Source organism: Streptomyces agglomeratus (assembly GCF_001746415.1).
In the GTDB taxonomy this organism is placed as follows: Bacteria; Actinomycetota; Actinomycetes; order Streptomycetales; family Streptomycetaceae; genus Streptomyces; species Streptomyces agglomeratus.
Map to the genome: position 1 here is coordinate 3,994,173 of NZ_MEHJ01000001.1, position 23,055 is coordinate 4,017,227.

21 protein-coding genes and 1 tRNA gene are annotated in these 23,055 nt (G+C 70.5%); 9 read left to right on the forward strand and 13 right to left on the reverse strand.

The window, feature by feature from the left end; all coding sequences use genetic code 11:
- Positions 1-69 precede the first annotated feature (69 nt).
- Complete coding sequence (locus tag AS594_RS17295; RefSeq protein ID WP_069932665.1) at positions 70-1,203, forward strand: acyl-CoA dehydrogenase family protein; 1,134 nt, start codon at positions 70-72, stop codon at positions 1,201-1,203.
- 70 nt (positions 1,204-1,273) lie between these two features.
- Here AS594_RS17295 and AS594_RS17300 read toward each other — a convergent pair whose 3' ends face one another.
- The 5 genes from AS594_RS17300 to AS594_RS17320 all read right to left on the reverse strand — a co-directional run bounded on the left by AS594_RS17300 (position 1,274) and on the right by AS594_RS17320 (position 6,448).
- Complete coding sequence (locus AS594_RS17300) at positions 1,274-1,618, reverse strand: rhodanese-like domain-containing protein (RefSeq protein ID WP_069927904.1); 345 nt, start codon at positions 1,616-1,618, stop codon at positions 1,274-1,276.
- A gap of 115 nt (positions 1,619-1,733) precedes the next feature.
- A complete protein-coding gene (locus tag AS594_RS17305; RefSeq protein ID WP_069932664.1) occupies positions 1,734-2,753 on the reverse strand; it encodes a J domain-containing protein in 1,020 nt (339 codons plus the stop codon).
- Between the two features lie 79 nt (positions 2,754-2,832).
- Positions 2,833-4,266, reverse strand: a complete 1,434-nt coding sequence (locus AS594_RS17310; protein WP_069927906.1) for a DUF2252 domain-containing protein — start codon at positions 4,264-4,266, stop codon at positions 2,833-2,835.
- Between the two features lie 218 nt (positions 4,267-4,484).
- Positions 4,485-6,284, reverse strand: a complete 1,800-nt coding sequence (locus AS594_RS17315; protein WP_141747167.1) for a glycosyltransferase — start codon at positions 6,282-6,284, stop codon at positions 4,485-4,487.
- An 81-nt stretch (positions 6,285-6,365) separates the two neighbouring features.
- A tRNA-Leu gene (locus tag AS594_RS17320) sits at positions 6,366-6,448 on the reverse strand.
- 467 nt (positions 6,449-6,915) lie between these two features.
- Here AS594_RS17320 and AS594_RS17325 point away from each other — a divergent pair.
- From AS594_RS17325 to pknB, 6 genes are all read left to right on the forward strand, one after another.
- On the forward strand, positions 6,916-7,791 hold the full coding sequence (locus AS594_RS17325; protein ID WP_069927908.1) for an FhaA domain-containing protein: 876 nt from the start codon (positions 6,916-6,918) through the stop codon (positions 7,789-7,791).
- 10 nt (positions 7,792-7,801) lie between these two features.
- Complete coding sequence (locus AS594_RS17330; protein ID WP_069927909.1) at positions 7,802-8,311, forward strand: FHA domain-containing protein FhaB/FipA; 510 nt, start codon at positions 7,802-7,804, stop codon at positions 8,309-8,311.
- A 128-nt stretch (positions 8,312-8,439) separates the two neighbouring features.
- A complete protein-coding gene (locus tag AS594_RS17335; protein WP_069933884.1) occupies positions 8,440-9,990 on the forward strand; it encodes a Stp1/IreP family PP2C-type Ser/Thr phosphatase in 1,551 nt (516 codons plus the stop codon).
- A gap of 21 nt (positions 9,991-10,011) precedes the next feature.
- Positions 10,012-11,409, forward strand: coding sequence for an FtsW/RodA/SpoVE family cell cycle protein (locus AS594_RS17340; RefSeq protein WP_069927910.1), 1,398 nt, complete (start codon positions 10,012-10,014; stop codon positions 11,407-11,409).
- Complete coding sequence (locus AS594_RS17345; RefSeq protein ID WP_069927911.1) at positions 11,406-12,866, forward strand: peptidoglycan D,D-transpeptidase FtsI family protein; 1,461 nt, start codon at positions 11,406-11,408, stop codon at positions 12,864-12,866. The genes AS594_RS17340 and AS594_RS17345 overlap by 4 nt, the downstream gene beginning before the upstream one ends.
- A 168-nt stretch (positions 12,867-13,034) precedes the next feature.
- Positions 13,035-15,074, forward strand: a complete 2,040-nt coding sequence (gene pknB, locus AS594_RS17350; RefSeq protein WP_069927912.1) for a Stk1 family PASTA domain-containing Ser/Thr kinase — start codon at positions 13,035-13,037, stop codon at positions 15,072-15,074.
- 237 nt (positions 15,075-15,311) lie between these two features.
- Here pknB and AS594_RS17355 read toward each other — a convergent pair whose 3' ends face one another.
- From AS594_RS17355 to AS594_RS17375, 6 genes are read right to left on the reverse strand one after another with little or no spacing between them, the layout of a single operon-like run.
- Complete coding sequence (locus AS594_RS17355) at positions 15,312-16,055, reverse strand: class E sortase (protein ID WP_069932662.1); 744 nt, start codon at positions 16,053-16,055, stop codon at positions 15,312-15,314.
- 48 nt (positions 16,056-16,103) lie between these two features.
- Positions 16,104-17,540: a class E sortase gene (locus AS594_RS17360; RefSeq protein ID WP_069932661.1), complete on the reverse strand. Its 1,437-nt coding sequence runs from the start codon at positions 17,538-17,540 to the stop codon at positions 16,104-16,106.
- Positions 17,537-18,175, reverse strand: a complete 639-nt coding sequence (locus tag AS594_RS17365) for an aminodeoxychorismate/anthranilate synthase component II (RefSeq protein WP_069927915.1) — start codon at positions 18,173-18,175, stop codon at positions 17,537-17,539. Before AS594_RS17365 ends, AS594_RS17360 begins: the two co-directional genes overlap by 4 nt.
- Positions 18,172-18,342 (reverse strand): hypothetical protein, encoded by a 171-nt coding sequence (locus tag AS594_RS44700; protein ID WP_167368027.1) that lies wholly within the window; start codon positions 18,340-18,342, stop codon positions 18,172-18,174. Before AS594_RS44700 ends, AS594_RS17365 begins: the two co-directional genes overlap by 4 nt.
- A 58-nt stretch (positions 18,343-18,400) precedes the next feature.
- Positions 18,401-19,120: a class E sortase gene (locus tag AS594_RS17370; protein ID WP_240509037.1), complete on the reverse strand. Its 720-nt coding sequence runs from the start codon at positions 19,118-19,120 to the stop codon at positions 18,401-18,403.
- Positions 19,121-19,138: 18 nt separating this feature from the next.
- Positions 19,139-19,906, reverse strand: coding sequence for a DUF881 domain-containing protein (locus AS594_RS17375; protein WP_069927917.1), 768 nt, complete (start codon positions 19,904-19,906; stop codon positions 19,139-19,141).
- A 141-nt stretch (positions 19,907-20,047) separates the two neighbouring features.
- Between AS594_RS17375 and crgA the strand changes: the two genes are divergently transcribed.
- Positions 20,048-20,308 (forward strand): cell division protein CrgA, encoded by a 261-nt coding sequence (gene crgA / locus AS594_RS17380; RefSeq protein WP_069927918.1) that lies wholly within the window; start codon positions 20,048-20,050, stop codon positions 20,306-20,308.
- Positions 20,309-20,582: 274 nt separating this feature from the next.
- Here the strand turns inward: crgA and AS594_RS17385 are convergent, their stop codons facing one another.
- Positions 20,583-21,428, reverse strand: coding sequence for a rhomboid family intramembrane serine protease (locus AS594_RS17385; protein WP_069927919.1), 846 nt, complete (start codon positions 21,426-21,428; stop codon positions 20,583-20,585).
- Between the two features lie 115 nt (positions 21,429-21,543).
- Positions 21,544-22,071 (reverse strand): peptidylprolyl isomerase, encoded by a 528-nt coding sequence (locus tag AS594_RS17390; RefSeq protein ID WP_069927920.1) that lies wholly within the window; start codon positions 22,069-22,071, stop codon positions 21,544-21,546.
- Positions 22,072-22,346: 275 nt separating this feature from the next.
- Here AS594_RS17390 and AS594_RS17395 point away from each other — a divergent pair, with 275 nt between their 5' ends.
- Positions 22,347-23,054 carry a DUF5324 family protein gene (locus AS594_RS17395; protein WP_069927921.1) on the forward strand — a complete coding sequence of 236 codons (708 nt, stop codon included), beginning with the start codon at positions 22,347-22,349 and terminating at the stop codon, positions 23,052-23,054.
- Position 23,055 lies beyond the last annotated feature (1 nt).

A 23,055-nucleotide genomic window follows, 5' to 3' on the forward strand; every position in this document is an offset into this window, starting at 1 on the left:
TGTTCTATCTTGACGCTCCGTCAGACGTCAGATGTGTACGCGGCATCCGGGGCACGGGAGGGCTGGGACGTGGACTTCACCTTCACCGAGGAGCAGCAGGCGGCGGTCGAGGCGGCGAAGGCGGTCTTCTCGGGCGTCGCGCCCGACCGGGTACCGAGCCCCGCACTCACCCAGGGCGCGGTCGCCGAGGACTTCGACCGCCCGCTGTGGGCCAGGCTCGCCGGGTCCGACCTGCTGAGCCTGGTCCTCGCCGCCGAACACGGCGGCGCGGGCCTCGACCCCATCGCGCTCTGCCTCGTGCTCCGCGAGTCCGCGAAGGTACTCGCGCGCGTACCGCTGCTGGAGACCAGTGCGGTCGCTATGGCCGTACAGGCTTACGGAGCCGCCGAGTTGGCCGCCGAGGTCCTCCCTCGCGTCGGCCGCGGTGAGCTGGTGCTGACAGCCGCCGCCAACGGCCGTACCGGGCACGACCCGGCGGAGCTCGCCGTCACGGCGCGGCGCAACGGCGACGACTGGCTGCTCGACGGCGTCCAGACGGGCGTCCCCTGGGCTCAGTGCGCGGACCGTATCGCCGTGCCCGCGCACACGGGCGCGGGCCGCGCCGTGCTCGCCCTGGTCCCCCGCGACCAACCGGGCGTCACCCTGGCCGACCAGGTCTCCACCAGCGGTGAACGCTTCGCGGAGGTCCGCCTCGAAGCCGTACGGATCAGCGCCCACCGGATGATCGGCGCCGAAGGCGCCTGGGAGTGGCTGCGCGATCTCCTCACCACCGGAACCTGCGCCCTGGCGCTGGGGCTCGGCGAGCGCGTACTGGCCATGACGAGCGAATACACGGGCAAGCGCGAACAGTTCGGCTTCCCCGTCGCCACCTTCCAGGCCGTGGCCGTCCAGGCGGCGGACCGCTACATCGATCTGCGCGCCATGGAAGCCACCCTCTGGCAGGCCGCCTGGCGGCTGGCCACCGGGGCGCCCGGCGCGCTGCCGGTCACGGGGGATGTCGCGGTGGCGAAAATCTGGGCCTCCGACGGCGTACGCCGGGTCGTCCAGACCGCGCAGCACCTGCACGGCGGCTTCGGCGCGGACACCGACTACCCCCTGCACCGCTACCACGCGTGGGCCAAACAGATCGAGCTCTCACTCGGCCCGGCCGCCGCCCACGAGGAAGCCCTCGGCGATCTACTGGCGGCCCACCCCCTCGGCTGAACCGTGGACTCAGCTGAACACCGTCCGGACCGGCAGGTGCAACGGAGGCCGGAGAACCGGAGAGGACGGGTCAGAGAACGAAGGCCGGGATTCCGCTCTCGGTGACCATCGGGCGTCCGGCACCGTCCCAGGCGAGCATCCCGCCGTCGATGTTCACCGCGTCCACGCCCTGCTGCACCAGGTACTGCGTGACCTGCGCGGAACGGCCGCCGACCCGGCACATGACGTGCACCCGCCGACCGTCCTCCGCCGCTTCGGTGAGCTCACCGAAGCGGCTCACGAAGTCGCTCATCGGGATGTGCAGCGCGCCCTCGACGTGACCGGCCGCCCATTCGTCGTTCTCCCTTACGTCCAGCACGAAGCCGTCCGACGGCACCTTCGCGGCGTCGACGGAAGGAAGCGGGGCGAAATTCATGGGTCATGCCTTCTCTCGTACCTACACGTACCTACACGCACCTACATGTACGTAAACAGTGTGCCCGTCACAGCGGCCCGGCGGCCGGTGCCGCAGTGGTTGCCCGTCCGGCAACCTACTGCACCAGTTTCGCCAGATCCGCCTCACGCTCGGCGACCTGCGCGAGCAGCTGCTCGGCGATCTCTTCCAGCAGCCGGTCAGGGTCCTCGGGGGCCATCCGCAGCATCGAACCGATGGCGCTGTCCTCCAGCTCCCGCGCGACCACCGCCAGCAGCTCCTTGCGCTGCGAAAGCCACTCCAGCCGGGCATAGAGCTCGTCCCGCTCGGGCTGCTGCCGCTCGGGCACCGGCCCGGCGGCCCACTCCTCGGCGAGCGCGCGCAACTGGTCCACGTCACCGCGCCCGTACGCCGCGTTGACCCGGGTGATGAACTCGTCCCTGCGCCCGCGCTCCGCATCGTCCTGCGCCAGGTCCGGGTGCGCCTTGCGGGCCAGCTCGCGGTAGAGCTTGCGGGCCTCCTCGGTCGGCCGGACCCGCCTCGGCGGCTGCACCCGCTGGTCGGTGAGCATCGCCGAAGCCTCGGGCGAAAGGCCGTCCGAGTCCATCCAGTCGTGGAACAGCTCCTCGACGCCCGGCATGGGCATGACGACCGCCCGTGCCTCGTCGGCGCGGCGGCGGTCTTCCGGATCGCCGGTACGGGCGGCCGTGGCCTCTGCGATCCGGGCGTCCAGCTCGTCGAGGCGTGCGTACATCGGGCCGAGCTTCTGGTGGTGGAGCCGGGAGAAGTTCTCCACCTCGACCCGGAAGGTCTCCACCGCGATCTCGAACTCGATCAGCGCCTGCTCGGCCGCACGCACGGCCCTCTCCAGCCGCGCCTCCGGCCGCTCCTGGTCCTGAGCCCGGCCCTGGTCCGGGCTCTGGCCGGATTCCAGGCCCTGGCTCTGCCCAGCGCCCTGGCCGGCACTCTGCCCAGCGCCCTGTTCAGCGCTCTGCCCAGCGCCCTGTTCAGCGCCCTGCCCGGCGGCCTCCTGATCACCACCGGCGGCCTGCTGGCCGGCGGCCCGGTGCCCGGCCGCGTGCGGGTCCTGCGCGTCGTCGTTCCGGGTCGTCGGCTCCCCGGGAGCTTCCTGAGTCACCCGACCAGCGTACGGGCGCCCGGGGTGCCCGCGCTCCCAACCCCGCCACCCCCGCGCCGGACCACCGCCGACCGCCGCGTCACACCCCGTGCTCCGCCGCCGTTCGCCCGTCCTTCACCGCCGCCACCAGAACCGCGTGATCCGCTTCCGTACGGTCCGCGTACGCCACCGCGAAGCGCCCCACCGCCTCGTCGAACTCCTCGTTCTTCCCGCAGTACCCGGCGACGAGCCGCGGATCGACGCTGTGCGCGTGGGCCCGCGCCAGCAGCGCCCCGGTCATCCGCCCGTAGTCGTCGAGATGCCCGGGCTCCAGCGCCGCCGGATCCACGCTGCCCTTGCGGTTGCGGAACTGCCGCACCTGGAACGGCCGCCCGTCCACCTCGGCCCAGCCCAGCAGACTGTCACTCACCACCTGCATCCGCTTCTGCCCGAGCACCACCCGCCGCCCCTCGTGCCCGGCCGGCGGCGCGTCGAAGCCGGCGAGAGGCAGGTACGGCGTCAGCGCCGAGGCCCGCGCCTCCTTCACCTGGAGCACCAGCGGCTCGCCCCGGTGGTCGATCAGCAGCACCACGTACGACCGCGTGCCGACGCTGCCCGTGCCGACCACCCTGAACGCCACGTCGTGGATCGCGTACCGCGCGAGCAGCGGCAGCCGGTCCTCGGGAAGCGTCTTCAGATACCCGCCCAGCGCCGAGGCGACCGCGGCCGCCTCCCCGTCCGGCACCCGCCGCAGCACCGGCGGTGCGTCCACGAACCGCCGGGTCCCCCCCGGCCCCTCGGTCGTCGCCCTGGCGGCGAACCGCGCGCTGGTGTTGTTACGGGCCTTCTCCGAGACGCGCTCCAGCGTGCCGAGCAGATCGCGCGCGTCGGCGTGCGAGACGAGTTCCTCGTCGGCGATCGCGTTCCACGCGTCCAGCACCGGCATCCGGGCGAGCAGCCGCATCGTGCGCCGGTACGCCCCGACCGCGTCGAAGGCCGCCTGCCGGCATATGTCCTCGTCGGCTCCCGTCTGGCGCCCCGCCAGCACGAGCGAAGTGGCGAGCCGTTTGACGTCCCACTCCCACGGGCCGACGACGGTCTCGTCGAAGTCGTTCAGGTCGATGACCAGGCGGCCGCGCGCATCGCCGTACAGGCCGTAGTTCGCCGCGTGGGCGTCACCGCATATCTGCGCGGCGACTCCGGTCACGGGCGTCCCCACCAGGTCGTGCGCCATCAGTCCGGCCGCACCCCGCAGGAACGCGAACGGGGACGCGGCCATCCGCCCCACCCGTATCGGGGCCAGTTCGGGCACCCGGCCGCGATTCGACTCCTCGACCGCCCGCACCGCGTCGGGCCGCTGCACGGCGAGCACGAGCGAGTCGTGCGACGCCCTGGGCACCCGTGAGCGCAGCGCCTTGCCCTCAGCCTTGGGCGACTGCGAGGGCTCCTCCTCCGACCCGCACCGGGCGAAGCCGGGCACCACCGGAATACGCTCCCCGCCGAACCCGGAAAACACCGTCTCGTTCTCGGCCATCGTGCACCGCCTCCCCGTCCTCGCACAGCACCGGCCGGCAGACCGGCAGACCGGTCACCGACGTCCCCCGCCGAACCGCCCAACCCGCCGAACCACCAGGCCGCCAGGCCACCGGGCCACGAAGGCACCCGACCGCCCGGCCCGCCAACATCAACTGCTCACGACCGTACCGCCGGGCACCGACACCCGTCTCCCCCTGTGGACAAAGGAGACGGCGCCTACCGCAGCGTGACGACCGTCGCCGCCCCCACCGGCCCGTCCGTCCCAATCGTTCGTACGCCGGTCTCCCGCCCCGCGGTCAGCCGTTCCAGCCCCGCCGCGTCCGGCTGGAGCCGCCCTCGCTCGAAGACCACCAGGCTCACCAGCGTCCCCTCGGGCACCCGGAGCTTCCGGTACTGGGCGTACGTCACGGCGTCGCAGCCGGAGTACCAGCCGAACTCCGGCTCGTACCCGGTCACCACCAGGCACGGCCGCCCCTGCGCCGCCGCCCCGATCTCCCGCGCCACCGGCACCATCGACCAGGCCAGCCGGGTCGGGCCCGGCATCGCACCGTGGGCCACGACCTGCGTCGTCCCCAGCACCGTCAGTCCCGCCAGCGCCGCCACGGCGGCCAGCACGGGTGCCCCCCACGCCGCCCCCGCCAGTTCGGCCACCGCCTGCACTCCGAGCACCGTGAGCAGGACCACCGCGAGATAGACGAACCGCGGCTCCCCGTCCGTCGCCACTCCGAGGACCACGAAGACCAGCACAGCGGCCGTACCGAGGAACACCCGCCGCCGGTCGTCCGCCCGCATCCCGCACGAAGCACCCGCCGCCGCCCCCCGCGAAGCACTCGCCCACCCCGCGTGCGAAGTCCCTGCTCGCGAAGCCCCCGCCTCAACCGAAGCCCCGGCCCGCGAAGCCCGCACGCGCCGCAGCGCCGCCCCGGCCGCCCACAGCCCCGCGACCATCACCACCGCGCCCAGGTCCCCGGCCAGCCGGTACGGAAAGACCGCCAGGTAGTAGACGAACCCGTCACCCACGTACGCGCGATTGGCCTGCGAAGTCGCCGACATCACCATCCCGAGCGGCGACCCCGTCTCCCGTACGGCGTGAACCAGATGCGGTACGAGCCCGATCACCAGCACAACGGCCGCGCCGGCCAGCCGCCGCCCCTGCGCCATCCACGCGCGCGGCCCGTACGCGAAGACCGCCGCGAGCCCTACGGCCAGCAGGTTCCCCACCACGCCGTACCGCAGATAGAAGGCGGCCAGCACCACGACCGGCACGCCCCACAGCGCCCGTGAACCCGGCTTCTCCTGCGCCCGCACCAGCAGGAAGACGACGACCAGCAGCAGCCCGGTCGCCCCGATGTCGTTCAGGTACTCCGGCACCCTGCGCAGGAACCCCAGCCCGCTCAGCAGCACCAGCACGACCACCACCGCACGCCGCCGCGAAGTCCAGGCCGCCGCCACGAGATACGTCACAGTCAGCGTTCCCAGCGTCAGCACGAGCGCCACCGCCCGCAGCGCGCCCGCCTGAGAGCCGTCACCGCCCATCCCCGAGCCGTCTGTACCCACCCCGGAGCCGTCACCGCCCAGCCACAGGGCCACGGCCCCCAGCGCCGGAAGCCCCACGGGCCGGTAGAGACCCCACCCCGCGTCCGGCGTCCCGCTCACCCAGGAGCGCGCCTTGTTCGCGTACACCGCCTCCTCGTGACCGAGGTACGGCTCGAAATCCTGAAGCACCGCCCACACCCCGGCGGCCGCCGCCAGCGCCCCCACCAGGTACGCCCAGGAAGGAATCCGCCGCAGCACATCTTCAATCCGCCGCCATGGAAGGGGTATTCGCTCCCCCCACAGCGGCCTGGATATGAGCCAGGCCGGTGCGGCGACGAGCAGGTACGGCCACGGCTGCCACCCCGGCAGCCACCCCCCGTACCCCGCCACCAGCAACACCTGCTGAGCGCCGGCCAGCGCCGTGAACACCACGGCCACGACCCCGGCGATCCTCCGACGGGCCACTGCGAGATCCCCCACCCCGAAAACACCATGTGCAACGCAAAAAGAAACGGACCCCATCGTGGTCAACGATGGGGCCCGAATCAGGGTCCAACCAAGTGCGCGAGGGGGGATTTGAACCCCCACGTCCCTAAGGACACTGGCACCTGAAGCCAGCGCGTCTGCCGTTCCGCCACTCGCGCATGAGTGGTGCCGTTCGAATCTCTCACTGGTTTGTGCGAGCGCCTGACGACATGCAGAAGATTAGCACGGTGGCCAGGGTGGATTCACACGCGTTGTTCGGGGGGACCCGAGGAGGGGAACGAGAGGGAGACAGGGAGGGGCACAGGGAGGGGAACAAGACAGGCGGCACCGCCGCGGGCACAGCAGGACGACGGCGACGAAGGACGGCGACGAGGACGAGAACGGGCGGGAAAGCGCGAGAACGCGCACCGCACGACAAGAGGAACGCCCGAGGGAACGCCGCCGCCCGTCACCCACTCCTCCAGAGTGCTCGCCGGGTGCGGGACACTGTCATCAGGCCACCTCTACGATCCCTGTGAGAGGTGACACTCATCCGCTGTGCAGACAAGGGGAACCAGCCGATTTCCCGACGCGTGGATACGATCAGTAAGCAGTACCAGGACGGCAACGACGGAGGAGGTGCCCCATGGGAGTCATGAAGCGTTTCGAGCAGCGTCTCGAAGGTCTGGTCAACGGCACCTTCGCCAAGGTCTTCAAGTCCGAGGTCCAGCCTGTCGAGATCGCCGGCGCCCTCCAGCGCGAGTGCGACAACAACGCCACGATCTGGAACCGCGAGCGGACCGTCGTTCCCAACGACTTCATCGTCGAGCTCTCGACCCCGGACTACGAGCGCCTCAGCCCGTACTCCGGACAGCTCGGTGACGAGCTCTCCGGCCTGGTCCGCGACTACGCGAAGCAGCAGCGCTACACCTTCATGGGCCCCATCAAGGTCCACCTGGAGAAGGCCGAAGACCTCGACACCGGTCTTTACCGCGTACGCAGCCGCACGCTCGCGTCGAGCACGTCGCAGGCCGCCCCCGCGCAGAGCCCGGCCCCCGGCCGCCCCGCACCCGCCGCCCCTCGCGGCGGCGGCTACGGCTACCCGCCGTCGGCCGCTCCCGGAGCGCCTCCCATGCCCGCCGCCCCGCCGCCGGCGCACGGCGCACGGCCCGGCGGGCCGGCAGCCGTGTCCGGCAGGCCGCCCGCCCCCGGCGCGGGCCCCGGCCCGATGCCGGGCGCGCAGACGCGGCGCTGGATCGAGATCAATGGCACACGCCATCAGATGTCCCGCCCGACGCTGGTGCTGGGCCGCAGCACCGAAGCCGACGTGCGGATCGACGACCCCGGCGTATCGCGCCGGCACTGTGAGATCCGGACCGGAACGCCCCCGACGATCCAGGATCTCGGGTCTACCAACGGCATCGTGGTAGACGGACAGCACACCACCCGCGCTACGCTCCGCGACGGCTCGCGGATCGTCGTGGGCAGCACGACCATCGTTTATCGGCAAGCCGAAGGGTGAAGCGGGGGCAATGTCAGAGCTGACCCTGACGGTCATGCGGCTAGGTTTCCTGGCTGTTCTGTGGCTGTTCGTGATTGTGGCCGTCCAGGTCATCCGCAGCGATCTGTTCGGTACGCGGGTCACGCAGCGCGGCTCACGCCGCACCGCGTCCGCCGACGCCAGGCCGCCGCAGACCGGACGCCAGCAACAGGCTGCGGCGCCGCCGCAGCAGCGCCAGCGCCGCGGCGCCCCCACCAAGCTGGTGGTGTCCGAAGGCACGCTCACCGGCACGACGGTGGCCCTCCAGGGGCAGACCGTCACGCTGGGGCGGGCGCACGATTCGACGATCGTGCTGGACGACGACTACGCGTCCAGCCGTCATGCCAGGATCTACCCGGACCGTGACGGCCAGTGGATCGTCGAGGATCTCGGGTCCACCAACGGCACGTATCTCGACCGGACCCGACTCACCACCCCGACCCCCATTCCGCTGGGCGCGCCGATCCGCATCGGCAAGACCGTCATCGAGCTGCGGAAGTAGTGCCACGTCATGATTGAGCGCGAGCGGAGCGAGCGAGCCGCGGCGGTCCCCACAACGGATCTCCGCAGGCTCCCGACCGGAGGGTGGGCACCGTGCGGATGTACCCGGAGCCGACGGGCGAGGTGCGCATGAGTCTGTCACTGCGCTTCGCCGCCGGATCGCACAAAGGCATGATCCGGGAAGGCAACGAGGACTCCGGTTACGCCGGCCCACGCCTTCTCGCCATCGCCGACGGCATGGGGGGACAGGCCGCCGGCGAGGTGGCCAGCTCCGAGGTCATCTCGACCCTGGTCACCCTCGACGACGACGTACCCGGCTCGGACATCCTGACCTCGCTCGGCACCGCCGTGCAGCGGGCCAACGACCAGCTGCGCATGATGGTCGAGGAGGACCCGCAGCTGGAAGGCATGGGCACCACGCTCACCGCCCTCCTGTGGACCGGGCAGCGCCTCGGTCTCGTGCACGTGGGCGACTCACGGGCGTACCTCCTGCGCGACGGCGTACTGACCCAGATCACGCAGGACCACACCTGGGTGCAGCGCCTCGTCGACGAGGGCCGCATCACCGAGGAAGAGGCCACCACCCACCCGCAGCGCTCCCTGCTGATGCGCGCGCTGGGCAGTGGCGACCACGTGGAGCCCGACCTCTCCATCCGCGAGGTCCGGGCCGGCGACCGCTACCTGATCTGCTCCGACGGTCTGTCCGGCGTCGTCTCCCACCAGACGATGGAGGAGACGCTCGCCAGCTACCACGGCCCCCAGGAGACCGTGCAGGAGCTCATCCAGCTCGCCCTGCGCGGCGGCGGACCCGACAACATCACCTGCATCGTCGCGGACGTCCTGGACGTCGACGGCAACGACACCCTGGCCGGGCAGCTCAACGACACCCCGGTCGTGGTCGGCGCGGTCGCCGAGAACCAGCTCCAGGCCAACGACGGCGGCGCCATGCAGACCCCCGCGGGCCGCGCGGCGGGCCTCGGCAGGCCCGTCCCCCCGCAGGCCGCACCGGGCGGCGCGTTCGGCCCGCCCGGCAGCGGTGACACCGGCGGCTACGGAGGCGCCCCCGACGGCGCCTTCGGCGCGTACAGCGACGAGGACTTCGTCAAGCCGCGCGCCGGCCGCAAGTGGTTCAAGAGAACGCTGTACCTGGCGCTCGCGGTCGCCGTCGTCGGCGGCGGCCTCTACGGCGGCTACCGCTGGACGCAGACGCAGTACTACGTCGGCGCCAACGAGGAACACGTCGCGCTCTACCGGGGCATCAGCCAGGACCTCGCCTGGGTCTCCCTCTCGAAGGTCGAGAAGGACCACCCCGAGATCGAACTCAAGTACCTCCCGCCCTACCAGCGCAAGCAGGTAGAGGCGACCATCACCGAGGGCAGCCTCACCGACGCGCGCGAGAAGGTCACCGAGCTCGGCACCCAGGCATCCGCGTGCAAGAAGGACGAGGAGCGCCGCAAGGCCGAGCGCGAGGCCCGCGAGAAGGCGGAGCGCGAAAAGGCGGAGCGCGAGAACCGCGAGAACGACGCACGTACGGGCGAGGGCGAAGCGGGCGGCACGACCGGCTCCGGCGCCACGACCCAGACCACCCAGAAGATTCCGACGGCTACAGCTACGCCCACTCCTGGCCCCAGCCTCTCCGAGGAAGAGCAGAAGCTGGTCTCGCAGTGCGGTAAGCCGTAAAGCCGTAGGGGGCCTTACCAAATGAGCGTTGTGACCAACACGACCACCATCGGCGCGATCGAAGCGCCGAGCCGGCGCAACACCGAGCTGGCCATGCTCGCGTTCGCCGTCATCATCCCGGTCTTCGCGTACGCCAATGTCGGCCTCGCCAAGGACGGCAGCCTGCCCGCGGGCATGCTCGGCTACGGCCTCGGACTCAGCCTGCTCGCGGGCGTCGCGCACCTGATGGTGCGCAAGTTCGCGCCGTACGCCGACCCGTTGATGCTGCCCCTGGCCACCCTGCTCAACGGGCTCGGACTGGTGCTGATCTGGCGGCTCGACCTGGAGCCGTCCATCACCACCGCCGCCGTGGGCGGCGCGATGGCACCCAAGCAGATGATCTGGTCGGCGCTCGGCGTCGCCCTCTTCCTGGGCGTCCTGCTGTTCCTGAAGGACCACCGCGTACTCCAGCGCTACACGTACATCTCGATGGTCGTGGCCCTCGTGCTGCTGATCCTGCCGATGTTCTTCCCGGCCAAGTTCGGCGCACGAATCTGGATCACCATCCCCGGTGTCGGATCGCTCCAGCCCGCCGAGTTCGCGAAGATCATCATCGCGGTCTTCTTCGCCGGCTACCTGATGGTGAAGCGCGACGCGCTCGCCCTGGCCAGCCGTCGCTTCATGGGCATGTACCTGCCCCGCGGCCGCGACCTCGGACCGATCCTCGCCATCTGGGCGATCAGCCTGATGATCCTGATCTTCGAGACCGACCTGGGCACCTCGCTGCTCTTCTTCGGCCTCTTCGTGATCATGCTGTACGTCGCCACCGAGCGCACCAGCTGGGTCGTCTTCGGCCTCACCCTCAGCGCCGCCGGCGCCGTCGGCGTCGCCTCCTTCGCCGGCCACGTGCAGTCCCGCGTCGAGAACTGGCTCAACCCCCTCGCCCTCCAGAACGGCGGCGTCACCGAGACCGCCCAGGCCGTCTACGCCTTCGGCTCCGGCGGCCTCTTCGGCTCCGGGCTCGGCCAGGGCTACTCGCGCCTCATCGGCGGCATCGCCCCCAAGAGCGACTACATCCTCGCCACCGTCGGTGAGGAAATGGGCCTCACCGGCCTCATGGCGATCATCCTCGTGTACGGCCTCCTCATCGAGCGCGGCGTACGCACCGCACTCGCCGCCCGCGACCCCTTCGGCAAGCTCCTGGCGATCGGCCTCTCCGGCGCCTTCGCCCTCCAGGTCTTCGTGGTCGCCGGCGGCGTCACCGGCGTCATCCCGCTGACCGGCATGACCATGCCGTTCCTCGCGCAGGGCGGCTCCTCCGTCATCGCCAACTGGGCGCTCATCGCCATCCTGCTGCGCATCAGCGACACCGCGCGCAGGCCCGCGCCCGCGCCCGCACCTACGTCCGACGCCGAGATGACCCAGGTGGTCCGCCCGTGAACAAGCCCCTGCGCCGGGTCGCGATCTTCTGCGGCCTGCTCATCCTCGCCCTGCTCGTACGCGTCAACTGGGTGCAGTACGTCAAGGCCGACGAGCTCTCCAAGGACCCGAACAACCGCCGCGTCCTGATCGACCGCTACGCCCACAAGCGCGGCGACATCATCGTGGACGGCAAGGCGATCACCGGGTCCAAGGAGTCGAAGAGCGGCGACTTCAAGTTCCAGCGGACCTACAAGGACGGCCCGATGTGGGCGCCCGTCACCGGCTTCACGTCACAGCGGATGGGCTCCAACCAGATCGAGTCCATCGAGGACGACATCCTCACCGGCACCGACGACCGCCTGTTCTTCGACCGTACGCTCTCGATGTTCACCGGCGACAAGAAGCAGGGCGGCCACGTCGTCACCACCCTCAACGGCGCCGCCCAGCGAGCCGCCTACAAGGGCCTGGGCAGCCGCAAGGGCGCCGTCGCGGCGATCGACCCGAAGACGGGCGCGATCCTCGCCCTCGCCAGCACCCCCTCGTACGACCCCTCACGCGTCGCCGGCAACACCGACGAGGACGTGAAGAACTGGCAGCAGTACGAGAAGGACCCGGACAAGCCGACGACGAACCGCGCGCTGCGCGAGACGTACCCGCCCGGCTCCACCTTCAAGGTCGTCACGGCGGCCGCCGCGCTGGAGCACGGCCTGTACGACGACGTCGACGCGAAGACCGACTCGCCGCTGCCGTGGAAGCTTCCGCTGTCCACCAAGAACCTGGTGAACGACGGCAACCACCCCTGCAAGAACGCCAGCCTCCGGGTCGCGCTCCAGTGGTCCTGCAACACGGTCTTCGGCAAGATCGGCGCCGACCTCGACAACGAGAAGATGCTGGAGACCGCCGAGAAGTTCGGCTTCAACGAGCAGCAGTTCGTGCCCGTCCGCTCCAACGCGAGCGTCTTCTCCAAGGACATGGACAAGGCCCAGACGGCCCTCTCCTCCATCGGCCAGTTCAACACCGCCGCCACCCCGCTCCAGATGGCCATGGTGACCGCCGCCATCGCCAACGACGGCAAGCTGATGAAGCCGTACATGATCGACCGGCTCACCGATCCGAACCTGGACGTCCTGGAGAAGACGAGCCCCGAGGAGATGAGCACCCCGCTCTCCCCGGAGAACGCCCAGAAGCTCCAGGAAATGATGGAGACGGTCGTCAACGAGGGCACCGGCACCCGGTCCAAGATCCCCGACGTCACCGTCGGCGGCAAGACGGGCACCGCCCAGCACGGCGTCGACAACAGCGAGAAGCCCTACGCCTGGTTCATCTCGTACGCCAAGACCGACGAAGGCTCCCCGGTCGCGGTCGCCGTCGTCGTCGAGGACGACAACGCCAACCGCGAGGACATCTCCGGCGGCGGTCTCGCGGCCCCCATCGCGAAGGACGTGATGCAGGCGGTCCTCGACAGGCAGAAGTGACGCCGGTCACCTGACGGGCGCGTACGCCCACGTCGCGGTACCCGACGGGTACCGCTCGGCGGTCACGGGCGGACCAGATACGGGCCGCCCGGTACCGTATGCGCGGACAGCACACCGCCGGACCACACACAGGTGCGGTCGGGACAGACGGAGAGGGCTGGATTAGCTATGGAAGAGCCGCGTCGCCTCGGCGGCCGGTACGAGCTGGGCTCGGTGCTCGGCCGTGGTGGCATGGCCGAGGTCTACATCGCGCACGACACCCGGCTCGGCCGCACCGTCGCCGTGAAGACGCTGCGGGTGGATCTCGCCCGCGACCCGTCCTTCCAGGCCCGGTTCCGCCGCGAGGCCCAGTCGGCGGCCTCGCTGAACCATCCGGCGATCGTCGCGGTCTACGACACCGGTGAGGACTACGTCGACAACGTCTCCATCCCGTACATCGTGATGGAGTACGTCGACGGGTCGACCCTGCGTGAGCTCCTGCACTCCGGCCGCAAGCTGCTGCCCGAGCGCACCCTGGAGATGACCGTGGGCATCCTCCAGGCCCTCGAGTACTCGCACCGCGCCCAGATCGTCCACCGCGACATCAAGCCGGCGAACGTCATGCTGACGCGCACCGGCCAGGTCAAGGTCATGGACTTCGGCATCGCCCGCGCCATGGGCGACTCCGGCATGACCATGACCCAGACCGCCGCCGTCATCGGCACCGCCCAGTACCTCTCCCCGGAGCAGGCCAAGGGCGAGCAGGTCGACGCGCGGTCCGACCTCTACTCCACCGGCTGCCTGCTGTACGAGCTGCTGACCGTACGGCCGCCGTTCATCGGGGACTCCCCGGTCGCGGTCGCCTACCAGCACGTACGGGAAGAGCCGCAGCCGCCGTCGAACTTCGACCCCGAGATCACGCCCGAGATGGACGCCATCGTCCTGAAGGCGCTGGTCAAGGACCCCGACTACCGCTACCAGTCCGCCGACGAGATGCGCGCCGACATCGAGGCGTGCCTCGACGGCCAGCCCGTCGCGGCCACCTCCGCCCTCGGCTCGGTCGGTTACGGCGGCTACGGCGGCCACGGCGACGACCAGCCCACCACGGCGCTGCGCTCGGCCGACACCGGCGGCGCCCCCACCTCGATGCTCCCGCCGGTCAATCCGGACGACGGCGGCTACGGCTACGACGACCGCCCGGACCGCCGCAGGCAGCAGAACAAGAAGAGCAACACCTCGACGATCCTGCTCGTCCTCGCGGGCATCCTGGTCCTCGTCGGCGCCATCCTGATCGGCAAGTCGCTCTTCCCCGGTGAGGAGAGCCCCGGCGACGTGACGGTGCCGACGCTGATCGGCGAGAAACTCGACCGGGCCAGAGACCTCGCCACGGAGGGCGACCTGACGGTCAAGGTCGGCGAGCGCAAGGAGTGCGAGAACCAGCCCAAGGGCAACGTCTGCGAGCAGAACCCGTCGAGCGGCGAGAAGGTCGAGCAGGGCTCGACCGTCACGGTCGTCGTCTCCACGGGCGCGCCGAAGATCGAGGTCCCCGACGTCATGGACCAGACCAAGGACCGGGCCACGGAGAACCTCGAGGCGAAGGGCTTCTCCGTCGAGACCGAGTCGGTCGAGTCCGAGAAGACGGCCGGCACGGTCATCGACCAGGACCCGGAGGGCGGCACGAAGGCGGAGAAGGGCGAGACGATCACCATCTCCATCGCCAAGTCCACCAAGGCCGACGTTCCGCCCGTGGTCGGCCAGCCCTTCGACGCGGCCAGCAAGCAGCTCTCGGACCTCGGCTTCCAGGTCGCCCGCAACGACGAAGAGTCCACCGAGGCACCGGGCACGGTCATCAAGCAGGACCCCGTCGGCAACAGCCAGACGGACAAGGGCGGCACCGTCACCCTGACGGTCGCGAAGGCACCGGCCCAGCCGGAGCAGGTCGCGGTGCCGCCCGTGACCGGCCAGAAGCTCAAGGACGCCCGCAAGGCGATCGAGGACGCCGGACTGACGGTCGGCACGGTCACCGGCCCGCAGGACGACGATGCCATCGTCATCCTCCCGCAGCCCGCGGCCGGCCAGCAGGTCCCCAAGGGCACGGCGGTCAACCTCACCACCGCGGCCGGCGGCGGCGGCGGTGACGGCGGCGGCGACAACGGGGGCAACAACGGCGGCAACGACGCCGGCGGCCTCTTCGGCGGCGCGTTCGGCCGGGGCGGCGAGAGCGACTAGCCTCCGGCAGACATGGGAAGGGCCGTGGACTTCGACAGAAGTCCACGGCCCTTCGCGCGTTCCCCCTCGACGCCGCGCGTCCAGCCGCACGAGACGGCGCGCGTCCAGCCGCACGAGACGCCGCACGAGAGGACGCCCGAGAGGCGCACAAGAAGCCGCACGGGACGGCGAACGGGAAAGGGCCCGGAGCCGCACATCGAAGGTGCGGCCCCGGGCCCCTCTCGTGCGCGACGACCGCTAGCGCAGCTCCGCCGGCGGCGTACGGTGCCTGTCCACCTTCTCCGTACGCTCCAGCTCGCCCCACACGACGTACCGGTGCTTCGACGTGTAGACCGGCGTGCACGTCGTCAGCGTGATGTAGCGGCCCGGCTTCTTCTTGCCCGACTCCTTCGGGACCGGCTTCAGTACGTCCACGTTGTACTTCGAGGTCTCGGGAAGCTTCGCGTACACCTTGTAGACGTACCAGGTGTCCTTCGTCTCGAAGACGATCGCGTCGCCGTCCTTGAGCTTGTCGATGTTGTGGAACTTCGCGCCGTGCCCGTCCCGGTGCGCCGCCAGCGAGAAGTTGCCCTGCTTGTCGGCCGGCAGCGCCGACTTCACCGGGTCCGTGTAGTAACCGGCGACACCGCGGTTCAGGCCCTTCGCGTCGGTACCCTTGCGGACCAGCACCTCGCCGTTCTTCATCGCCGGTACGTGCAGGAACCCGATGCCGTCCTTGGTGTCGAGGGCCCCGGGGCCGCCCGCCCACCGGTCGCGCACCTCGTTGCCCTGCCGGTCGGCGTCGCGGTCGGCCAGCACGTTCGTCCACCACAGCGAGTAGACGACGAAGAGCCCGAGGATCAGGCCCGCCGTGATCAGCAGCTCGCCGAAGAGGCTGACCGCGCCCGCGACGCGCCCACGCTTCCTCCGCCCCGTCCCGGGTGCCGACGCGGGCACGGGCGTGCCGGTCTGCTCGTCCTGCTCGGTCGTCCTGGCTGCCACCGCACCCGTCCCCGTCCCTCAAGTCCCATACGTCCGCCCGGCCCGTTCTCAGCCGACGAGTGCGTCGGGCTGCCCCTTGGCGCGCGGCCGTTCGTCGACCATCTTGCCCCACACGATCATTCGGTACGTACTCGTGAATTCCGGCGTGCAGGTCGTCAGCGTGATGTACCTGCCGGGCCTGGTGAACCCCGACCCCGGCGGCACCGGTCCGATCACGCTCACGTTCGAAGGAGAAGTCTGCGGCAGGATGCTCGTCATCTCGTACGTGTAGTACGTGTCCTGCGTCTCCACCACGATCGGATCGCCCGGTTCCAGCTGGTTGATGTAGCGGAACGGCTCGCCGTGCGTGTTCCGGTGACCCGCCACCGCGAAGTTCCCCCGCTTGTCCGACGGCATCGCCGTCTTGAGCCGGCCCTCCGCGTAGTGCCCCACCATGCCGTTGTCGAGGACCCGCTTCTTGTCGATGCCCTCGGCGATCGGGACGACGACGTCGAGCTTGGGGATGTGCATGATCGCGAAGCCCTGGCCGGGCTCGAACGCCCCGGGCTTGCGCCCGTTCGCCCAGCCCTCCTGGATCTTGTCCGTCTCCTGGCCCGCGAACAGACCGGCCCGGACGTTCGTCCACCACAGCTGGTACGTGACGAACAACAGCATCAGCACGCCCAGCGAGATGAACAGCTCGCCGAAGAAGCGGCTCGCGACGACGGCCGGACCGTCCTTCGCGGCGCGGGCGGCGCGCCGGGCCTCGACGCGGGAGCGCGGCGGCTCGGCACTGTCCGCTGCCGCCTTCTCTCCCGCCTTCGCCCCGGAGACGGCCTTGCCCCGGCCCCCTTTGCCCTTGGCGGCCCTGCGCCGCTCCGCGCGGCCACCGGTGACGGGCGCCGGCTCGGCTATTCGCCGGGTGTCCTCCGTCCGCAGTGCCACGGTCTCGTCGTCGAACGCGGGCGCGGGGGCGGGGGTGGGTTCCGGGGCGTTGGCCGGTTCGGGTGCCGGTTCGGGTGCCGCTGTCGGCCCGGGGGCCGGTACGGGCCCCTGGGGGCCGTACCAGTCCTGGGCGGCGCCCGGGACGCCGTACGCCTCCTGCGGCCGCTGGAGGGGCCTCTGGGGCTCTTGCGCGGCCTGCTGTACGGACGGGTGTACGGATTGATGCACGGACTGATGTACGGCGGGCTGCTGCCGCACCGGCTGTCCGTACGCCTCGTGCGGCTGCTGGGGCTGGTGGGGCTGCTGGGGCTGGTCGTACGCGGGCTTCCGCGTCTGCGCCTGCGGCACCGTCGCCGACCGGAACCACGGCGAGGTCTCATCGGGCTCCGGGTCCGGCGCGGGCGGCGGCGCCGACGGCCGCCCCTCCTGCCCCGGCAGCGGATCGTTCAGCGGATCCGCGAGCCGGTCCACCGCCGCCTCGAACGCGCCTGCCGCCCCGTACGCACCCTGCCCGTACGAGGCTTCCCGGCCGGCGTCGTGTTCGGGGCGGAGCTCCGTCACGCGGCGGCCTTGCCCACCACCGGCGCGAGCCCGGCCGCCCGCTCCACCGCGCCCGGATAGCCGCACCGGGCAAGCCAGTTGGCCAGCATCAGGTGGCCGTGTTCCGTCAGTACCGACTCCGGATGGAACTGCACACCCTCGACCGCCAGATCCCGGTGGCGCAGGCCCATGATGATCCCGTCGGCCGTCCGCGCGGTGACCTCCAGCTCGGCGGGCAGCGCCTCCGGTTCGGCGGCCAGCGAGTGATAGCGCGTCGCCGTGAAGGGCGAGGGCAGCCCGGCGAAGACGCCGACGCCCGTGTGCGTCACGGGGGAGGTCTTGCCGTGCAGCAGCTCGGGGGCCCGGTCCACCACACCGCCGTACGCCACGGCCATCGACTGCATGCCCAGGCAGACGCCGAAGACCGGCACACCCGTCGTGGCGCAGTGCCGCACCATGTCCACGCAGACGCCCGCCTGTTCGGGAGCGCCGGGGCCCGGCGAGAGCAGCACGCCGTCGAAGCCGTCCTGGGCGTGACTCAGCTCCACCTCGTCGTTGCGCAGCACCTCGCACTCGGCGCCGAGCTGGTAGAGGTACTGGACCAGGTTGAAGACGAAGCTGTCGTAGTTGTCGACCACCAGGATCCGCGCGCTCACTGGCCCGACCCTCCGTCCACCGTCACGTCATTGAACGGAAGCAGCGGCTCCGCCCACGGGAAGACGTACTGGAACAGTGCGTAGACGACCGCCAGGACCAGTACGAGCGCGAGGAACGCCCGCACCCATGTGTTGCCCGGCAGATGCCGCCAGATCCAGCCGTACATGCTGTCCCTTCCGTTCGGTCGGAACCCAGAGTAAAGGGCGACGGGGAAGGCGCGTGGGTCAGCCGCTCAATGCGCGCGGCCTGCCGTCCGCGACGGGCTGCGTGGCGTCGAGGTGCGCCCAGACGATCAGCCGGTGGCTGCTGCCCCACTCCGGCTCGCACGTCGTCAGCGTCAGATAGCGCCCGGGACCGTCGAAGCCGGCCTTCCGCGGAACGTCGTCGATCACACCGATGTCCCCGGGAACGGTCCGGTACGGCTTGTTCACGATCCGGTACGTGAACCAGGTCGCCCCGTCCGTCAGCACCACCGCGTCACCCGGCCGCAGCCGGGGGAAATCCTTGAAGGGGTCTCCGTATGTACGGCGGTGTCCTGCGACGGAGAAGTTCCCCGTCTCGCCGAGCCGCGCGGTCCCCGCGTAGTGGCCGAGCCCCTTCTGGAGCGTCTTCGTCCCCGTGCCCTCCAGGACCGGCCAGTCCCAGTCCCTGCCCAGGCGCGGCACGTACATCACGGCGAAGGGCCTGCCCGGCTCGTACGCCCCGGGGGCCCGCGGTGCGGTCTCGGCCTCCGGCCCCGGCGCGGGGGCGGCGAGAGGGCTGCGCGCCCAGGTGTCCTGGAGCCGGTCGATCTGTCCGTCGCTCGCTTCGGCGGCCTTGACCCCCGTCCAGAACATCACGTACGCGACGAAGAGCACGATCAAGGTGCCTACGGTCAGGCACAGTTCACTGAAGGTCCTGACGACCAGCCGCACCGGCCCTCCGCGCACCGGCCGTCCGCGCACCGCCATCGGCTCCCCCGCTCACTCGACGGGCCTCGCGTAGTGGAGATCCACTGTGCCCGAGTAGCCGGGAAGAGTCACCGCCTCGTGCTCGTCGACTTTCCAGCCGAGGCCGTACGCCTTCACGTACAGCTGGTAGTTCTGGAGCGCCGTGGACGCCGTCAGCGCACTCTGGAGCCGGTCCCGGTCGCCGACCGCCGTGACCTTGTACGGCGGCGAGTAGACCCGCCCCTGGAGGATCAGCGTGTTCCCGACGCAGCGCACCGCGCTGGTGGAGATCAGCCGCTGGTCCATGACCCTGATGCCCTTCGCGCCGCCCTGCCACAGGGCGTTGACGACCGCCTGGAGGTCCTGCTGGTGGATGACCAGGTCGTTGGGCTGCGGATCGGGGTAGCCGGGGTTCGCCGTGGCGTTCGGCGGGGCGTCGTCGAGCGTGACGGTGAGACCCGGACCGGACAGCTTCTGGGTGCCGGCGGACGCCTCCAGCGCCTTGAGCCTGGCGTCCTCGGCCCGCGTACTGCTGTCGCCGCGCTCCGCGAGCGCGTCCACGTCGTCGCGTACGGCCGCCGTCGACTCGCCCAGCTCCTTGTTCTTGTGGCTGCGCTGGTCGATCAGGTCGGAGAGCTTCAGCAGCGAGGCGTCGGTCCGGATATTGGTGCCCTTGGCCGTGTTGAAGCTGGTCACGAAGATCAGCCCGGCGAGCGCGAAGACCCCGGCCGTCAGCAGCCTGACCGGCCGCAGCGCGGGGCGCCGGGCGGGTTCGGTGGGAGAGTCGGCAGAATTGCTCAACGTACCCTTATCTCCTTCGACGCCGCGGAAGCACTACGCTAACGGACGCCCGGGGGAGGCAGTGCTCCCCGTTGTGCCCGCACCGGGCACCAGCCACAGTTCCCTGCGCGGTAACGCAGCGCATCGACAGGAGAGTCCCTCGTGCCGAAGTCACGTATCCGCAAGAAGTCAGACTTCACGCCGCCGCCGGCGCCGTCGAAGCAGGCGACCGCCATCAGGCTGACGAACCGGAGCTGGGTGGCTCCGGTGATGCTGGCGCTCTTCCTGATCGGGCTCGCCTGGATCGTCGTCTTCTACGTCACCGAGGGCGACCTGCCGATCCAGAGCTTCGACAACTGGAACATCGTGGTCGGGTTCGGCTTCATCGCCGCCGGCTTCGGTGTCTCCACGCAGTGGAAGTAAGCGCCCCGCGCAAGCTCTGACCAGAGGTTATCCACAGCGTTGTCCACACGGTGGGGAAAGGTCAGACGATCTGTGGATAACTCACAGCGTGTTGACGCCGGTGTGACTGCCGAGGCCCTGCCGGGCAGTTAAAAGTTACGGCCTGCCCCTTGTCCTGCCTGGGAAAAAGCCAGTTCAGCGACGAGGGGCACAGCTGTTCCCGCACTTTCCACCTGAATGCACAATGCACACCGGGCTCTGTGGACAACGTGCGCGCAATCGACGCCACCAGGGCTCATGTGAGCATCAGAGTCCGCGCCACGACGATCCCGGCGGTCGCCAGCAGGATCAGCCCACAGGCGCCGTACTGCACCAGCGCCCGGCGCTCACGCGGCGCGTGCACGAGGGCGATCGCCACCAGGGTCCCGGCGACGAGCCCGCCGACGTGCGCCTCCCAGGCGATGCCGGACCAGGTGAACGTGAAGAGCAGGTTCAGCGCGAGAAGCACCAGAACCGGCTTCATGTCGTAGTTCATGCGGCGCATCAGGACGACGGTGGCGCCCAGCAGCCCGAAGATCGCACCGGAAGCGCCGAGCGAGGGCTGGTTCGGCGCGGCCACGAGATAGGTGAGCGCGCTGCCCCCGAGGCCGGACAGCAGGTAGAGCGCGAGGAACCGGGCCCGGCCCAGCGCCGCCTCCAGGGGGCCGCCGAGCCACCACAGGCCCAGCATGTTGAATCCGATGTGCCAGAACTCCTGGTGCAGGAACACCGCCGTGATCAAGCGGTACCACTCACCGTCCGCGACGCCGACGACCTGGAGCGACGAACGGCTGAACGCGAGACCGACGAGATCGAGCTGGTCGACCAGCGCCTCGCGCGACAGCACCGCGACGAACAGCGCCACATTGATCGCCAGAAGGATCTTCGTCACCAGCCGCGGGTCGGCGGCTACCGAGCCGCCGGCGATCGTGCGGGGCCGGCTCGCGGCCGGGGGGTGGCCCGTACCGGAACCTTCGCGGACGCAGTCCGGGCACTGGAAGCCGACCGACGCGCTGATCATGCACTCCGGGCAGACCGGACGCTCGCAGCGCGTGCAGCGGATGCCCGTCTCGCGGCCCGGATGCCGGTAGCAGTGGTCCATCGGTCCGTCCCTAGGTCCCCAGGTGTGGCTCTTGGCGGTCCGGCTCCGTGCACCGCCCCGCGTATCCAGTACGGACGGGCGGTGCCGTTTGGTTCCCGGCCGCGCCCGGCGTCTGTCAGCGGCTCTCGACGACGACCGACTCGATGACGACGTCGCTGAGCGGACGCGCGGTGCGCGGATTGGTCTTCGTGGCGGCGATGGAGTCCACGTTCTTCCAGCTCGCCGGGTCCGTGACCTCGCCGAAGATGGTGTGCTTGCCGGTCAGCCACATGGTCGGCGACACGGTGATGAAGAACTGCGAGCCGTTCGTGCCCGGACCCGCGTTGGCCATCGCCAGCAGGTAGGGCCTGTCGAAGGCGAGCTCGGGGTGGATCTCGTCCCTGAACTTGTAGCCGGGACCGCCGGTGCCGTTGCCCAGCGGGTCGCCGCCCTGGATCATGAAGTCCTGGATCACGCGGTGGAAGACAGTGCCGTCGTACAGCCGGTCCGTGGTCTTCTTCCCCGTCTCGGGGTTCGTCCACTCCCGCTCACCCTGTGCGAGCTCCACGAAGTTCTTGACCGTCTTCGGCGCGTGGTCCGGCAGGAGCCGGATCCGGATGTCGCCCTGGCTGGTCTTCAGGGTGGCGTAAAGCTGCTCTGCCACGTTCTGCCTTCCATAAGTACTCACTGACGTGTCCAGATCCTCGCACGGACGGTTTACGACGAGTAGCCGCCGAACCGCCACGCGCGACGGCGAACCGTGGCATTGTCGTGCGCGAGTCCCCTTGCACCGCATTGTCCTGAGAGACCTGAGATTGCCCGAGTCGCCACCCATGACCCGGATGCGCGTCCGCACGTGCCGTGATGGCCTCCGGAAGGCATGATTTCGAAATGGGTGGATAGGCGATATACCGAACCGCCACCAAGGAGGAGGATCCAGTGACCCGCATCGACAGCGTGCGCGCCGCATCCGAATCGGCCAAGGAGAGCGTGCTGCACGCCGCGGAAGTGGTGGCGCCCTACGCCGGTACGGCCAAGGAACAGGCCACGCAATATGCGCACGACGCCCGCGTACGGCTCGCGCCGAAGGTGTCCAAGGCCGCTCACCAGGCCCGTGTCCAGTACGGAGCACATGTGGCGCCGCGCATAGAGCAGGCCCGTACGCACGTACCCCCGAAGGTCGACGTGGCCGCCCACCGGGCCGCGGTACGGACCCGCACCGCGGCCCGGCAGGCCGCCGACTTCACCGTCCCGCGCGTGGAGCAGGCGATGGCGGCCGCGCAGCCCGTACGTGAGCAGGCCGCCGTGCGCAGTGCGGCCGCCGTGGCCGCACTGCGCGGCCAGATCACGGCGAAGGACATCCGCAAGCTGGTCAAGAGGCACGAGCGGCGGGCCCGGGCCGGCCGGGTCGCCAAGAGCTTCGCGATCGTCGGCGTACTGGCGGGCAGCGCCTTCGCGGCGTGGAAGTGGTGGGACAAGCAGGCCAACCCGGACTGGCTGGTCGAGCCCCCCGCCGCCACCGAGGTCTCCGACCGGGCGCCGCTGACCTCGGTCGACGGCAGCGGTCAGGTGCTCGACCCGGAGGTGCAGGCGAAGCAGGCCGAGGCAGAGGCCGAGGCCGCGGAGCGTGACAAGAACAACCCCTGAC

Excerpts from the sequence above, each read along its gene's own strand:
- AS594_RS17300 (WP_069927904.1), bottom strand. The coding sequence starts at position 1,618 with ATGAATTTCGCCCCGCTTCCTTCCGTCGACGCCGCGAAGGTGCCGTCG.
- AS594_RS17310 (WP_069927906.1), bottom strand. The coding sequence starts at position 4,266 with ATGGCCGAGAACGAGACGGTGTTTTCCGGGTTCGGCGGGGAGCGTATT.
- AS594_RS17325 (WP_069927908.1), top strand. The coding sequence starts at position 6,916 with ATGGGAGTCATGAAGCGTTTCGAGCAGCGTCTCGAAGGTCTGGTCAAC.
- AS594_RS17330 (WP_069927909.1), top strand. The coding sequence starts at position 7,802 with ATGTCAGAGCTGACCCTGACGGTCATGCGGCTAGGTTTCCTGGCTGTT.
- AS594_RS17335 (WP_069933884.1), top strand. The coding sequence starts at position 8,440 with ATGAGTCTGTCACTGCGCTTCGCCGCCGGATCGCACAAAGGCATGATC.
- AS594_RS17340 (WP_069927910.1), top strand. The coding sequence starts at position 10,012 with ATGAGCGTTGTGACCAACACGACCACCATCGGCGCGATCGAAGCGCCG.
- pknB (WP_069927912.1), top strand. The coding sequence starts at position 13,035 with ATGGAAGAGCCGCGTCGCCTCGGCGGCCGGTACGAGCTGGGCTCGGTG.
- AS594_RS44700 (WP_167368027.1), bottom strand. The coding sequence starts at position 18,342 with ATGTACGGCTGGATCTGGCGGCATCTGCCGGGCAACACATGGGTGCGG.
- AS594_RS17385 (WP_069927919.1), bottom strand. The coding sequence starts at position 21,428 with ATGGACCACTGCTACCGGCATCCGGGCCGCGAGACGGGCATCCGCTGC.